8 protein-coding genes are annotated in these 17,282 nt (G+C 34.4%); all 8 read left to right on the top strand.

Features of this window, described 5'->3' with window-relative positions; all coding sequences use genetic code 11:
* The first annotated feature begins 1 nt into the window (after position 1).
* Positions 2–2,695 carry a glycoside hydrolase family 2 TIM barrel-domain containing protein gene (locus ACFQ0I_RS07885; RefSeq protein ID WP_379941005.1) on the top strand — a complete coding sequence of 898 codons (2,694 nt, stop codon included), beginning with the start codon at positions 2–4 and terminating at the stop codon, positions 2,693–2,695.
* Positions 2,696–2,807: 112 nt separating this feature from the next.
* A complete protein-coding gene (locus ACFQ0I_RS07890; protein WP_379941007.1) occupies positions 2,808–4,262 on the top strand; it encodes a sulfatase in 1,455 nt (484 codons plus the stop codon).
* A gap of 11 nt (positions 4,263–4,273) precedes the next feature.
* On the top strand, positions 4,274–7,327 hold the full coding sequence (locus ACFQ0I_RS07895) for a sugar-binding domain-containing protein (RefSeq protein WP_379941009.1): 3,054 nt from the start codon (positions 4,274–4,276) through the stop codon (positions 7,325–7,327).
* A 363-nt stretch (positions 7,328–7,690) separates the two neighbouring features.
* Positions 7,691–9,211, top strand: coding sequence for a sulfatase (locus ACFQ0I_RS07900; protein WP_379941011.1), 1,521 nt, complete (start codon positions 7,691–7,693; stop codon positions 9,209–9,211).
* A gap of 8 nt (positions 9,212–9,219) precedes the next feature.
* Positions 9,220–11,688 carry a hypothetical protein gene (locus tag ACFQ0I_RS07905; protein WP_379941013.1) on the top strand — a complete coding sequence of 823 codons (2,469 nt, stop codon included), beginning with the start codon at positions 9,220–9,222 and terminating at the stop codon, positions 11,686–11,688.
* Between the two features lie 21 nt (positions 11,689–11,709).
* The gene (locus tag ACFQ0I_RS07910) at positions 11,710–13,152 is read left to right on the top strand and encodes a serpin family protein (protein WP_379941015.1); all 1,443 of its coding nucleotides are present in this window, start codon (positions 11,710–11,712) and stop codon (positions 13,150–13,152) included.
* Between the two features lie 186 nt (positions 13,153–13,338).
* Complete coding sequence (locus ACFQ0I_RS07915) at positions 13,339–15,846, top strand: heparinase II/III domain-containing protein (RefSeq protein WP_379941017.1); 2,508 nt, start codon at positions 13,339–13,341, stop codon at positions 15,844–15,846.
* A 1-nt stretch (position 15,847) separates the two neighbouring features.
* Entirely contained in the window at positions 15,848–17,023 is a 1,176-nt protein-coding gene (locus ACFQ0I_RS07920; protein ID WP_379941019.1) for a lactonase family protein, read from the top strand.
* The last annotated feature ends 259 nt before the right edge of the window (positions 17,024–17,282 follow it).

Consider the following 17,282-nt stretch of genomic DNA (forward strand, 5'->3'; position numbering starts at 1 on the left):
CATGCAAAAAAGTGTATTAATTATTTCGGCGTTTGTATTAACAACCTTTATCACACAGATAAACGCCCAAATAAAGTATACCATTAATGAATCTTGGCAATTTGTAAAAGATATTGCTATAAAAAACATCAATCAGTTTGATACACAAAATATAAAAACTGAATTGATTGATATTCCGCATACTTGGAATATTGAAGATGTGGTAGATGAAGAAGAAGGTTATTATCGCGGTGTTGGATGGTATACTAAAGAAGTGAAAATACCAACTAATTTTAGTGAAAAGGAAGTGTTTCTATACTTTGAAGGCGTTGCAACGGCGGCCGAAGTGTATATAAATAACACACTAGCCAAAACTCATATTGGCGGTTTTACACGTTTTATGGTGCCTGTTTCAAAATTTATAAAATTTAATGAAGCAAATGAGTTTACCACTTTTAAAGTAACGGTAAAAGCAGATAATTCAGAAAACGAAGACTGGCCTGCATTACGTGCCGATTTTACCTTTTTTGGAGGAATATATCGTGATGTTAATTTAATAGTAACAGAAAAAGTTCACTTCGATATTGTAGACGATGCAGCCAATGGTGTATTTATTACGACGCCAAATGTATCGGCTGAAAGCGGCGATATAAACTTAAAAGTGAAGATTAAAAATGATGAAGCTTCCACGAAAAAAGTAAAATTTATTACAAAAGTGTTCGGCCCAAAACAGGAACTTGTTCAGGAAAAAACAACAACATTAAAATTAGGAGCTGGAATTTCTAATGAATTTAATTTAGAATTAAAACCCGTTTTAAATCCGCAATTGTGGTCGCCAGATGCACCTAATTTGTATAAAGTAGTTTGTGAAATATACGATGCAAAAACGAATCAGAAACTAGATGAATCAGCAAATCCATTAGGCTTTCGCTGGTTTAAATTTGATGCAGATAAAGGCTTCTTTTTAAATGGGGAATACTTAAAGTTAATCGGTACTAACCGCCATCAAGACTATAAAGATATCAGCAATGCAGTGCCTGATCATATTCATGTGGAAGATATTTTAAGAATGAAGGCAATGGGAAGCAATTTTTTACGAATTGCGCATTACCCACAAGACCCAAGGATACTCGAAATGTGCGACCGACTAGGTATTTTAACCACTGTTGAAACTCCAATTATAGATACAGTTACCGAGAATGAAGTTTTTACAGAAAACTGCTTAATTGCACAATTAGAAATGATTCGTCAAAATTACAATCATCCAAGTTTAATTATTTGGGCTTATATGAACGAAGTAATTTTGCACCCTAAATTTACAAATGATAAAAAACGCTATGAAATTTATACAAAGTATATTAAAGATTTAGCGCAAAAAATTGAAGATTTAACGCGCGCTGAAGATCCGTATCGATATACCATGATTCCTAATCATAATAGCTTGGAACGTTATAGTAATGCTGGATTAACAGATGTTCCTATGATTGTTGGCTGGAATATTTATAACGGATGGTATGGTGGATCGTATGAGTTACTTCCAGAGAAAATTGAAGAAATTCACGCAGCCATCAAAAAGCCAATGATTATTACAGAGTATGGTGCTGGAATAGATCCAAGATTACACACCTTGTATCCCACACGTTTTGATTTTACACACGAATATGGCGTAGAATATCATAAATATTATTTAGAATATTTTGCCAAAAATGATTTTATAGCGGGCGTTAATGTTTGGAACTATGCCGATTTTAATTCTGAAGGCCGTATTGATGCTGTACAAAGTATTAATAATAAGGGCTTGGTAGGATTGGATAGAAAACCTAAAGACGTATTTTTCTTTTATCAAGCATCATTACTAAAAGAACCTTTTGTTGCTATAGCCACTAAAACCTGGGGACAGCGTACCTATGTTGAAGACCAAGAAGGATTGGGAATTTCAACAATGCCAGTTCAAGTTTTTTCCAACCAACAAGAAATTGAATTACAGTTAAATGGTAAAAGTCTTGGTATTAAGCCTGTTGTAGATAAAATTGCGGTTTTCGAGGTGCCTTTTATAAATGGTATTAATAAACTGGTTGCTAAAAGTACAAACGGAACCTATTTAGAAGATTTCTCCGAAATTCGGATTAATGTGCTACCAATAGCATTAAAAAATTTCCCTGTTGGTGGCATCTCAATAAATGTGGGCGATCAACGCTTCTTTTACGACGATAAAATAGATCAAGCTTGGATGTTCGACAGATCGTATACCAAAGGAAGCTGGGGACATATTGGTGGAAAACCCTATGTGCGACCAGATAAAAATATGCAACAACCTTATGGTGCAAAACAAACAATAAAAGGAACCTTTAACGACCCAATATATCAAACGCAATTAGTGGGAATCGACCAGTATCGGTTTGATGTTCCAGCAGGTGTTTATGAAATAACATTACATTTTGCCGAATTAGAAGGAACACAAGCAAAACACCTGCCTTACGATTTAACCGAGGAAACTAAGCAAGAAACAAAAATTACAAATCGCACATTTTCAGTAAGTATCAACAATAAAAAAATTGTAGATAAAATAGATTTATTAGGGCAATATGGTGAATATCGTGCCGTAAAAATTAAATCGGAAGTACCTGTAAAATCAGGAGATCCTTTAATTGTTAATTTTAAAAAGATTGTAGGTGAACCTGTTTTAAATGCCATTGAAATCTATAAGAAATTATAAAAGCGGCCGTTAGTTCTCGTTTTTAAAACACGTTCGTTTGGGACTGATTATTAGGACAATACTTAACACACAAATAAAAAAACAACAATTTTAAAATAAAATAAATTTTCAAATGCAACGATTCATATTAAATTTTTTAATTCTATTTAGTTTCGCACTAAGTAGTTTTGCCCAAAAACAACAGCCCAACGTCCTTGTATTTTATGTAGATGATTTACGAGCAGAATTAGGTTGTTATGGAAGTCTAACAGCCATAACCCCAAACATAGATAAACTGGCCAGCGAAGGTGTTCAGTTTAATAAAGCTTACACCCAACAGGCTATTTGTGCGCCATCTAGAATGAGTACATTAACGGGTTTGCGTCCAGAAACACTTGGTATTTATAGCATATTTACACCACTGCGTAAAGTTCATAAAGATGTGGTTACCATGCCACAACTTTTTAAAGAAAACGGATACAAAACAATAAGTTTAGGTAAAGTTTACCATCATTCATTTGATGATAAAGAAAGCTGGACCACCCAATTTGAAAAAGATAACAATAGCTATTTAAAACCAGAAAACATGGCGTTACTGGAAAAACTCAAAAAAGAAGGCAATAAAAATCTTAATGGGCCTGCTTTTGAAGATGCCGATGTGGAAGACGAAGCATACAAAGATGGTCGGGTTGCAAAAAATGCAATCGAAACCTTGCACAAAGTTAAAGATGATAAATTTTTAATGTTTGTAGGTTTAAGCAAACCACACCTTCCTTTTAATGCTCCAAAAAAATACTGGGATTTGTATGATAAAAACAAGTTTGCAATTCCTTCCAGAGAAAAACCACAAGATGCCTATCGATTGGCATTGACCAATTGGGGTGAATTAAAAGGCTATCATGGCATTCCTCAAGAAGGCGATTTAGATGATGATTTAACACGGACTTTAATCCATGGTTATCACGCTTCTGTAAGTTATATAGATGCGCAAGTTGGAAAAGTAATGAAGACTTTGGAGGATTTAGATTTACGCAAAAATACCATCATTGTTTTTATGAGCGACCATGGTTATAAAATCGGCGAGTATGGGGCGTGGTGTAAACATTCTAACGTAGAGATTGATGTTCGCGTACCTTTAATAATAAGTAGGGAAACCAGTCATAAAGGAAGAAAGGCGGGTGTTACCTCTGATGCTTTGGTAGAAAACGTGGATATATTTTCAACATTGGTAGAGATTTGTGGTTTAGACGGTCCACCTTCCGATGGAAAAAGTCTAGTACCCGTAATTGATAATCCCAATATGGCTTGGGATGCTGTTGCTACAAGCGTGTATCCTAGAGGAACTAACATTATGGGTTGTACCGCCACAGATGGCCAATGGCGTTATACCGAATGGCGAGATGCTAAAACACATGAGGTGTTAGGTTCAGAATTATACGAACATAAAAATAGCCTGTTGTCATTTAAAAACGTATCTGGAAATCCAGAATACAAAAAGGAAGAAAAGCAAATGAAAAAATTATTAGAATCCCAGTTTCCAAGAAATTCCAAGCCTTTTTTACAAAATGACGAACCAAGAAAAAATTGAATTGATTAATTATGCTGAATAGAACATATCTCTTTCATTTTAAAATAGTAAAAAGTATTGCCTTTTTGTTGATTTCTTTATCCTGTTTTTCACAACGAATTGAAACGAATTTCAACAATAATTGGCGCTTTATATTAGATGATAAAGCAGCATATTCCAATGAAATTTTTAACGATAATTCATGGGATAACTTAAACATTCCGCATGATTGGTCGTTTGAAAAAGGTGTTCGAAAAGGTGGCGACCAAGGTCAAGGTGGGGGCTATCATGATGGTGGTATTGGTTGGTATCGCAAGTCGTTCAACGTAAAAAAAGAAAGTCTTTCTAAAACAACCTACATCAATTTTGATGGGGTTTATATGAATAGTGAAGTTTGGGTAAATGGCCAGTATTTAGGGAAGCGACCTTATGGTTATATTAGTTTTCGCTACGATATATCAAAATATTTAAAAGATGGCACAAACACCATAGCTGTTCGGGTTGATAATAGTTTAGAGCCTTCAGCCCGTTGGTATCATCCGTGTGGCATTTATGCGCCCGTTAGTTTAATTGAAGTGAACAAATCACATATTGCCCCCAACGGTGTATTTATTACAACTCCTAAAATTGAAGCGTCGCAAGCTATTGTAAAAGTCAATGTTGATTATGTCAATGTTTCTGAAAAGCAGGAATGTAAAGTTACAGTTCTATCTCCCGAAGGAAAGGTTTTAAAAACTACCTCTCAAAAAATTATAGATACTAAAGTTACTCTAACTCTTCAGGTAGAAAACCCCAAATTATGGAGTCCAGAAACACCTGTTTTGTATAAATTACGTAGTCAAATTATAAAAAATAAGCAGGTATTAGACGAAGTAGAAACCACTTTTGGTTTTAGAACCGTAGCATGGAAAACCGAAACAGGCTTTTGGTTGAATGGCGAAAATGTAAAATTAAAGGGCGTTTGTGAACATTGGGAAGGCGGACCCGTCGGAGGCGCATGGACCAAACCTATGTTACGCTGGAAATTGCAATTGTTGAAAGATATGGGCATCAATGCCATTCGTCCGTCGCACAATCCAACACCACCTATGTTTTATGATATCTGTGATGAAATTGGGTTGTTGGTCATGGATGAAATTTTTGATGGTTGGCACAAAAAAGCACCCGAAGATTACGGAAAACAAGCTTTTGATGCTTGGTGGCAACACGATATGCAAGAATGGATTACCAGGGACCGCAACCATCCAAGTGTTTTTGTTTGGAGTTTGGGTAATGAAACACACAGTGACATTGCACCCGAATTGGTGAAATTTGGTAAAAGTTTAGACCCAACACGATTATTTTCTTCAGGGGCAGGAAATCCTGAGGATATGGAAATTACAGGTATTAATGGCGGTTCAGAAACCCAATCATTTTTAGAATCGGCTCGTTTTGATAAGCCTTTTGTTTCAACCGAAGCACCACATACTTGGCAAACAAGAGGTTATTACAGAACACATACTTGGTGGCGCGATAACGAATTACCAGGTACTTATGAATTACCCAATTTAACCGAAAAAGAAATCTTTTTTTATGAAGGTTTAGATCCTAAAAAATGGAAGAATAGAAAACAACGTTTTAATTCATCCTATGATAATGCTACGGTTCGAATTTCAGCAAGAAAAAATTGGGAAGTGATGCGCGATACGCCTTGGCATAGCGGACATTTTCGTTGGACAGGTTTCGATTATTATGGCGAAGCAGGATTGGTTCATGGCGGACTTCCTTTTAACTTGTTTATGGGTGGTGCTCTTGATGTAGCGGGTTTTGAAAAAGATTTGTACCACTTCTATCAAAGTCAATGGACCAAAGAACCCATGGTGCATATCTTACCACATTGGACGCATCCTCGAATGAAAAAAGGAACCGTTATTCCAGTATGGGTTTATTCAAATGCCGATGAAGTTGAATTGTTTTTAAACGGAAAATCCTTAGGGAAAGACAAACCCGGTACCGTTTGGAACGAGATGCAATGCGAATGGATGGTGCCTTACGAAGAAGGGAAATTAGAGGCCGTAGCTTATAAAAACGGAATAGAAGTAAAACGAACTTCTATGGTAACTAGCAAAGCACCTTCACAATTAAAAAATAGTCTTATAAAGTTGGATGCTGAAGATGGGTTTAGTGCCAGTTATATTTTAACTTCTGAAGCATTGAACGCTAATAAAACTCTGTATCCTTATGGAGAGAATAGAGTCTATTATGCTATTACGGGCGATGTGGAGAAAGTTTCCATGGAAAACGGCAATCCAATCGATTCAATCAGTCGTACAAAATCTGATTTTAGAAGCTTGTTTTTTGGTAAAGGACGCCTATTCTTAAGAGAAAAGGACAATGCCAAAAAAGCATCGGTTATCACAGCTTCCATTTTGGGAGACAAAGCCTTATTTCTTTCCAATAAAATTACAATTGATGTAAAAGAAATAGCCGTGATTGGCAAAACTTCAAAATCGAATTTCGAAATATTCTATACTACTAACGGCGCTGACCCCTTAAATGAGGGTGTGATTTATACGAACCCTTTCGAAGTAAAAGACAATACCACAATCAAAGCCATAGTAAAACAAAATGGGAAACTAGTGTTGACTATGGAAGAAACTTTTGGTCCTAACGAAGGTCTTTTTTGGGGCGATGAACATTCAGTAGATATGTGGAAAGGTCGTGGTGTTAACATTTCCGCAGAAGAAGCTATTTTGTCGGGTGGTGCACACGCCAGTAACGATGCGCAACATTTTAAAGGAACGGGTTTTGTGAAATTTGATAATAAAGAAGGGAGCATCACTTTTTATCAAGAAAACGATGGTGAAGCGGGCGATTTTAGTATCCGATTTAGATACATGCATAATGACAAGGACAAGCAATATCCAATGAAATTATTTGTAAACGATACCTACGTTAAGACCTTTGAATTTAAAGCTACTGGCGGATGGATTCAAAATTGGGCATTTGTAAATACAATCGTGGTGTTTAAGTCGGGTGCCAATAGCATTAGGCTTGAAACAACAGGAGAAAGCGGCCCTTTTATTGATGAAATGTTTGTGGATTAATTAATAAGAAATAGTTGATATGATATCCGTAATTATTACAATGTGTGCTTTAGTGGTAATAAATATCTTGCTATTAATGTTTAGTTGCAATAAAGACTGATTTTATTGAAATTTTTTTATAGGGTCACATAAAAATTATTTGTTTTTAATACTATCCATAACAGTTTAATTTATTTAAAACTTTAGTTAATAATACGTGTTTAGGGGTGTTTTATCCGATTTATACGGTGCAATTTTCATAATAATGCGTTCGGGTGATCCGTAAAACATACTTAAAAAAATGTTCAGACTTTAGTTACTCATAACGGGAAACAGTCCAATCAATTATTGGAATAAAAGCAACACATAAATTAATATATAAAAATGAAAAATATAAATAGAATACTAATAGTGGTTTTACTGTTTTCAGCATACAGTACTAACATACTAGGGCAATCAAAAGCCCAAAAACCCGAAAAACCAAACGTAGTCTTTATTGCTGTTGATGACTTAAATACGTGGTTAGGATGTTTAAATAATTACTCCAATACCAAAACCCCGAACATCGATAAATTGGCGGCTTCGGGCGTGTTGTTTTCAAATGCACATTGTCAAGCGCCATTATGTGGACCATCACGTGCTTCTATTATGACAGGATTACGACCTTCAACCACGGGTATTTACGGAATGATTTCAGATGAAAAAATACGTTCAGAAAATCCAGCTACAAACGGAATTACCTTTTTACCCGAGTACTTTAGAAACAACGGATATCATACCATGGGAATCGGAAAACTATTTCACGATTATGCCCCAAAAGGTGTTTTTGATGAAGAAGGAGGCAGGGAAAAAGGTTTTGGTCCACTGCCAGAAAAACGCTTTGTATGGGATGGATTTGGCACTTCAGATAGGAAGAATTATGGACGTACCAGTACCGATTGGGGTGCATTTCCAGAGCGAGACGAGCAAATGCCAGACCATCAATCGGTGAACTGGACAATTGAACGTTTGAATAAAGATTATGAAAAACCATTTTTCATGGGATTAGGGTTTCTTCGTCCGCATGTACCGCTATATGTGCCTCAAAAATGGTTCGATATGCATCCTTTGGAAAGCATTCAAGTGGCTCCGTATTTGTCTGATGATATAAAGGATATTCCACAAATTGGTTTAGATATCAACGATTTACCTATGATGCCTTCAACCGAATGGGCTATCGAATCTGGCGAATGGAAAAAAATCATTCAAGCCTATTTGGCTTGTGTAAGTTATGTGGATTATGAAATAGGACGCGTTATGAAAGCGCTTGAAAATAGTAAATATGCCAAAAATACGGTGATCGTTTTGTGGTCTGACCATGGGTATCGTTTGGGTGAAAAAGGTACATTTGCCAAACACGGTTTATGGGATTCTGCCACAAAAGCGCCTTTATTGTTTGTAGCTCCAAATCTTCCTAAAGGAAAAGTAATTGACGCTCCTGTCGAAATGCTTTCTATTTATCCAACACTTTTGGAGCTGTGTGGAATGCCCTCCTATGATAAAAATGAAGGGTTAAGTTTGGTTAAATTAATGCATAGCAATAAACCCGAAAATAAAGCATATGCACTAACAACTTACGGCATGAATAACCATTCGGTTAATCATGGAAGATTTAGGTTTACCCAGTATGAAGACGGGTCACAAGAATTATACGATCATAAAATAGACCCGAACGAATTTACAAACCTTGCTAAGTTTCCAGAATACAAAAAGACTATTGAAAAATTGAAACGATTACTTCCAAAAACCAACGAAAAATGGGATAAGAATTCATCCTACACCTTTCAACCGTATTTTGTAAAACAAAAAAAGCGAATAAATGGTGAAAATGAATCACCAGTAAAGGTAATTGGCGCAGATAAATAATAGAAACAATGATTCATTCTTTACTTAAAATTTTTAAAGCATTCGTATTAATCAATTTAATATTGATGTCTTCAACTTACGCACAATCGTTAAAACATCCAGTCATTTGGGTAACTGAAGAAGAGCGTGAAGGGATTCTTGAAAATATCGAAAAATATGATTGGGCAAAAGATATTTTAGACCAGTTGCACGAGCGGGTAGATTCCAAGTTGAAATTACATTTAAAAGATCCAAATGTCATTTTAAATACAATTCCCGATTTTGCAAAACACGATCGCGAGAATTCCGAGCAAAAAGCAGGCCCTCTAGCAGCAGGTCATAATAAGGTTTTAGCTCTTGCTTCTGAAGCGGGTATGCTTTATTATTTAACGCAAGACGAAACATATGCCCAATTTGCGGCCGATATTTTAGGATATTATATAGATGTTCTAGCACCAAAAACACCACAGACCACCACCATTTGTGGCTATGAATTTTTCGACCCAAGAACCACTTACGGTCCGTTTGCCTTAACCTATGATTTTATTTATAACTATTTAAAGCAACCAAACGCAACGGTTTTTAATAAACAAAAAGGCATTAGAGTTCCTTTTGATAATGCAAAAGCTCAAAAAGCAATGGCGAACGTTGCTGGTAACGTGTTGCAGGAGTATGGAAAACCAGATCAGCATGGTAAAACAATTTCAAACCATCCAATATTAACAGCTTCGGGCGCTTTGTTTAGTATTCTTTGTATTGAAAATGATGCGGAGCGTAATCGCTTATTTCATGTGTTTTGGGAAAAAGGAACGGCACACCAAAACTCCTTTAAAAACACCATCCTCCCAATGTTTGGAGAACAAGGTATTTGGCCGGAATCTACAAGTTATAGCTTCATGCCTATAATTACCATGACATTAAATATTGTAGATCGTGTGTATCCAGAAATGGATGTCACAAAAGACTATCAGCACATACTCTATGGCAATTTCCTCTTTGATTATTTAAGACACCCAAATAGAAAATTTGTTCGATTTGGCGATTCAAAACGAAATAATGATGGCACCGAAGATCTTTACAGATACACTTTAAGTATTGCAGAACGTCGAGGGTATTCAGATTTAAAATTAAAAGCACAAATGGCATTAAAACAAGCCTATGAAGCTAAAGGCGGGTATAAACCAAAACTTGATGATGGTATTTTTAATAATTTTCAACCACTCGATTTATTTTGGGGGCAACCCATTCCAGATAAAATTGAGAAAGGCATAAATTTTAATAAGCCAACTGTTTTAGTAAAACATGCAGGCATCGCATTACAGCGTAACTTAACAGAAACGGCTAACGAACTTTATGGTCTTACAGGTATTATTGGGGGTGCACATTATGTGCATTCACATCTTACAGGAATTTCAATGGAGCTCTACGGTGCAGGCTACATTATGGCGCCCAATGCAGGGTTACCTACATCTGTAAAAGAGAGACAAATTCCGCTTCACGAAAATTATTTTAGATTGTATGCTGGCAATAATACGGTTATTGTTAACGGAACTTCCCATGGTTTGGACGAGGGTTCATGGAAAGGAGATGCTTATGTATGGCAAAATACCACTAAAAATATAGCAGCAGAACCTAAGCATTTAGAAGACCCTGTAAGTGAAAATTTTAGTTTTGCTACTCAATTTTTAGAAGATGAGGTTAATCATTGCAATCAACAACGTACACTAAGCATTATTAGAACTGGTGAAAAATCGGCATATTATTTAGATGTTTTTCGTTCTAAATCATTAGGAGAAAATAAATTTCACGATTATATCTATCATAATATTGGTGATGAAACCATCATAAAAAATGAGAAAGGTAATACGTTAAATTTGAAGCAAACCGATCGCTATAAAAATGATATTGGAGACCCTGTACAATCTCCAGGTTGGCGTTATTTTGAAAATACGCAGGTTACAGAGCCCATAAAAGAAGGGGTTAAAGTAACATTTAAAATTAATTTCGATAAGGGGTACATGCATATGTTTGTGCCCAAAGGTGTTACAAGAGCATATACAAAAGGATTAACGCCAGCAACCAGAGAAGCAGAAAATGGCTATGTAAATAAGAAAACCCAATTAATTGCAATAAGACAAACCGGTGAGGCTTGGGATAAACCTTTTATTAGCATTTTTGAACCCTCACTAAATTCAGAATCAAGCATTCAAAGCGTTGAGTCTTTAATGGATGGCGATAAAATTGTGGGTGCTAAAGTTATTTCTAAAGTAGAAAAAATTACTATAACAGATTATATTATTTCACAAGATATATCTAATGCAACGTATCAAAACAAAGCCTTGAATTTAAGTTTTGAGGGTCGTTTTGCAATAGTGCGTGTTGAAGCATCAAAAGGCGAAAAAAAGGTTAGTCTGTATATTGGTGACGGTAAAAAATTAAATTTTGAAGGATTTAAATTAGAAAGTAACCATCAAAATAAAGGGTTTAAAGTATTTTAATTAAAAATTAAACTAAAAATTATGAAGTATAAATCGATTACAATTCTGGTTCTCATTTCTTTAATGATGACTCATTTAGGGCCATTGCATGCTCAACATAAGGGGAGTAGCAAATCGTTAAACCAATATGCTTTCGATTTATATGGCGAATTAAAAGATGAAAACGAAAATGTTTTTTTGTCGCCGTTGAGTACCTATTATGCGCTTTTATTGGCTTACGAAGGTTCTAAAAACAAAACAAAAGCGGCATTTGAAAAGGTGCTGTATTTAAAAGATTCAACACGTTATATTTATGACGATTTGTATAAGCAGGAGAGTAATTCAGACAGCCTATTTGGTTTAAAAATTTCTAATGCCGTTTGGGTAGATAAAAAATTTGAAGTAGAATCGGCGTTTAAAAATACCGTTTCAAGTAAATATTCTTCAGATTTCAAGCAAACCGAGTTCGCAAATGCAGAACTGGCAGTAACAGATATCAACCGTTGGGTTTCAGATAAAACAAATCAGCGCATAACAAATATGGTAACCCCTTCAGATATAAATTCTGAAACAAAATTAATGATTTCGAATGCGGTTTACTTTAAAGGCGAATGGCTAACTAAGTTTGAAAAACTTAGAACAGCTGAATCAACCTTTTTCACAGATAATGAAAATCAATACAAAGTTGATTTTATGAATATCACCGAAAACCTTAATTATTTTGAAAATGAATCCTTTCAATTTATAACTAAGCCATACAAAGATTCAGATTTGTCGTTTTGTGTATTATTACCAAAAACACTATACGGACTAGAAGCCATTGAAAACAATTTGAATGCCGAATTTTTTAATGAAATTTTAGAGCAAACAGTTTCCACAAAGGTATGGCTTTCCATACCAAAAATAAAATTGGAAACGAGTTATAAACTAAAACCGGCCCTAACAAATATGGGTTTAAATTCGGTATTTAATAATGAAGCAGAATTTTCTGGAATATTAAAAAATGAACCTTTGACCATTGAACAAGTAGCCCACAAAACCTATATTGATATAACCGAAGATTATACAGAGGCTGCTGCTGCCACAACAACTATTGTTTATATTAGAGGTTTGCCTTCATATAAAACGTTTAAAGCCGATCATCCATTTGTGTTTTTTATTGTAGATAACAAAACCAATGCGATGGTATTTATGGGTAGATATGTTAAGCCTCAAGAAGGTAAAGTAATTGATAAAGCAAATTTTGTAGATAATTTACTAAAAAGAAATAACAAAAAATTAGATTGGGGAGGGAATGATAAAATTTTGATTCTGATTGCAGAACGAAAAAAATTTAAACCAATTGATATACAAGATGTGAATTTTAATAACATTGAATATCTGAAAGTTTATAAAAAGGAAGATGTTAAAAAATTCACAACCGAGGATTACTATGGCGTTGTTGTACTTAAACTCAAAAAAAACAAAAAAATTAAAAAAAAATAGCATTAGAGAATGAAACAACAATTTTTAAAAATGGTTGTTTTAAGCATATTTTTCGACCATAAAACAGACCCATGAGAACTGGATGATTTAGCTGAAAATCCAGATTATAAAAATACAGTAGAAACACCTTCAAAAGAATTTTGCGAAAAATGGGGAAAAGATTTTTTAACTAAATAAGTAGTTGCGATGAAAAAAATAGAAATTAAAATAATACCTATTCGATTAATCTTGCCAATTTTTTTTCTCTTGGTGCAATCTAAGATGTTTGGTCAAGTACAAGAACGCCCTTTTATTTTAGTTAAAGCAAGTGAACGCGATCAAGTACTCGAAAAAATCAAAACACAAGCTTGGGCAAAAGACATTTATAACAATCTGTTAAACAACACAGACATAGAAGTCGCGTTCTTTTATAACAATCCAGAAAATTATTTAAAACAACTCCCTTTCAATTGGAAAGAAGGGGAAAAAGATGAATTTCCACCATTTTATAAAACAGACCATGTAGAAAACGGCATTCATAAAAATTTAGATAATGCCACAGATGAAGAATGGAAACCAGCCGCGCTTTTAATAAAATATTTACAAGTAGCTTTAGATTGTAGCATGCTTTATCATATTACTGAAGATGAGAAATACGCTTATGCCGCCAGTAGTATATTATATGCTTTTATAAAGTCGGTACAAAAGTCCCAACTTTCAGATTGGCATGGTCGAGGTGGGTGGTTGTTTCCTTATGATGGTTTTCGCGAAGTTCGTGTTATAGGTTATAAACTACCCTTGATTTATGATTTTATTCATCCCTATATTAAAAAGGGCGGAAAGTCCTTCGATATTATAAAAAGCAAAAATCTAGATTTCCCATTTAATGAAGCTCAAAAGGTGTTTAGAACTTACGCAGATATTACCATAAATTATGGTCAAACGGGTTCTAATCATTCTGTTTTAGAAGCCCCAAGTTTGGTGTATAATGCACTTGCTATGGATGATAAAAAGGAACGTGAAAAATTGCTGTCTTATTTTTTAACCGAAAATACAGATAATCAGGATGCATTAAATGTCATGGCTAAAAACTATAAAAATAAGGGTGATATTTGGCCAGAAACATCGCAATATTTAAACCATTCTACCGCAATTTTAGTAAAATTAATGTTGGTAGTAAACAGATACAATCCCGATTTAAAATTAGCTTCAACATACCCCAATATACTTTTTGCCTTACCAAGATTAGATTACTTTGTTTATCCAAATAATGAGATTGTTAGGTGGGGGGATGGGCATCGTAAAGGGAGTGTTTTATATGATGCGCTTGATGATGCCCTCTCTTTATCTGAAATGGATGGCTTAGATGAAGTTACAGATAAGTTTGCCCCATTATTAGCTGCAGCAATACAAAATGGTAAATATAAACGTCATGAAATGGAATCCATTTTTTGGCACCATGAAATTACTGCAACAACCCCAGCATCTATTCTGTTACCGAGAACAGATAGAGTGTATCATGCAGGCATCGTGATGCAAAGAAATTTGAGCAGTACAATTAAACCAGAAGATGGTTTGATGTGTTTTGTAGGCGGTGCGCATATGGTTCATGGGCATGCTGAGGGCATGAATATAGAATTATATGGAGAAGGTCAGGTTTTAGGTGTAGATAATGGCCGTGGGCGTTATGGGAAAGACATTCATGAAAACTACTCGCGCATTTTTGCAGCACATAACACCGTTATTGTTAATGGTGCATCGCAAGGAGAAGGTGGATGGGCTAATTTAGGAATTAATACGGTTAAGTTAATTTCTTTAGAGCCTCAAGTGGGGGCAGAAGGTGTTTCGCCTTATTATTCATTCAGTCAAACCAGTTTTGAAGACACTGGAGGCGAAAAAGCCGAAGCTAAACAAGAGCGTACTTTAGCATTAATACGTACCTCCCCAACAACCGGATATTATGTAGATGTTTTTCGATCTAAATCTAAATTACCTAATCAATTTCACGACTATTTGTATCATAACATTGCAGATGACTTAGTATTTAATACTACGGATTTAAAATTTAATGATACGCCAAACAAATACATGTCTAATGCTAATTCAACATGGAAAAGTGGTACTTATAGAAACCCGGGATGGCATTTTTTTAATGATGTAAAAACATCGAATACTTATGAAGGAAATATAAAAGCTACTTTTAAGACTAATAAATTAAAAAATGGAGCCATTTACATGCAATTGCACATACCAGGTTTTAAAAACAGGGAATATACCAAAGTGAATGCGCCAGCTACTTTTGAAGCACCAAAACCTTATGATGAATTAGTAACACCTACATTGGTAATTAGAAATTCGGGTGAAGCATGGAAAAACCCTTTTGTAGTAGTGTTCGAACCATTTAATGCGAATGAGAAGCCTTCAATCACTTCGGTTGAAAAAATTGAGGAACATGGTGTTTATAAAGGGTTGAAAGTAGAAACCGTTGTGGCATCGAAAACCTTAATTCAGTATATAATTACACAATCAAAAGACGAGGAGTTTAAAAGTGAAGCTTTAGATATCGAATTTAAAGGTACTTTTGCTGTAATTACATTAGATGAAAATGATATCTTACAAAATATTTATATAGGTGAAGGCGAATCGTTGAAGTATAAAAATACGCTTATTGAAACAGATGAAAATAAGGCCTTTTATAAATCGTTTATAGAGTAAAATGAATTTATATTTTAGTGTAGTTAGAAAAATACAGAAAAAAAGTATTTGGTTTTTAGTCTTAACTATTGGCTTTGGCTTTTTGATAAGTTGTTCTCATCATGATAGCAAAACACTATTATTTGTTGGTAGTTTTACCGATAAAAAACCTGGAGAAGGCATTCATGTTTATGAGTTCAATAATAATACAGGAGAAGCCACTTTAAAGTTTACCGTCGATAGAATAACCAATACATCTTTTTTAAGACTTTCACCTAATGGTAAAAATTTGTACTCTGTAGTAGATAGCCAAATGGATTATAATGGGAAAGTGGCTGCCTTTTCAGTCGATTATAAAACTGGTGAATTATTCTTGTTGAATACGCAAGATTGTGGTGGTAGAAATCCAGCACATTTACAAATAGATAAAACTGGTAAATACTTAGTAAACTCGAATTATACAGACCCTAGTTTAAGTGTATTTAGAATTAATAATGATGGAAGTTTAAATCCATACAATCAATTAATAACTTTCAAAGACAGCAGTATTGTAAAAGAAAGACAAGAAACGGCACACATTCATTCTTCAAATTTTTCACCAGACAATAACATGCTGTTTGCTCAAGATTTAGGGTCCGATAAAATAAGGAGCTTTAAGTTGGTGCCAGAAAATCAAGATACCACACTGCAAAATGAAAATTCTTTAAAGACTAAACCGGGAAGCGGTCCAAGACATTTTACATTTCATCCAAATGGAAAATTTGGTTTCGGAATTACCGAGTTAAGCGGAAAAATTACCGTATATAATTACAAAAATAATAGCTTGGAATTTATTGAAGACTATCCTTCATACCAACAAAATCAGGCTATTTATAGAGCTGCAGATATTCATATTTCGCCAGATGGCAAATTTTTATATACTTCTAATAGAGGTCCAGAAGAAGACAGTATTGCTATTTTTTCAATTAATCTAGATAATGGGAAGTTAAGTTTAGTTGGTCATGAATCAACCTTTGGGCAGCATCCAAGAAATTTTGCTATAACTCCAGACGGCAAGTTTTTACTTGTTGCTAATCAATTTTCTAGTAACATAGTTATATTCCGTCGAGACTTTAAAACAGGTAAACTTCAAAAACTTTCAAAAGAAATATCAGTAAATAGTCCGGCAAGTTTACAGATATTCACATATAATTTGTAAAAAATGTTAGTTACCATTTTATTTTAGAATGTGAAAGATTAATTACAGTTGCGTGACCGTTTACCCTCAGGTTGAAAGAGTTTTTTAAATTTCAGTATAGAGCAGGACATATATTGTTATTAGAAAGTTTAAAATTGTAGTTTATTATTTAAGAGTTAAAATAAATAGTTTAAATTTTTGGTAACATAATTCAAAAGTTTAAAGGTTTTGGTTTTTTCATTTTTTAATAGAAATCATAGTCGTTTAAATTTATTAATAA

The organism is Mariniflexile aquimaris (genome assembly GCF_042676825.1).
GTDB classification, from domain to species: Bacteria; Bacteroidota; Bacteroidia; order Flavobacteriales; family Flavobacteriaceae; genus Mariniflexile; species Mariniflexile aquimaris.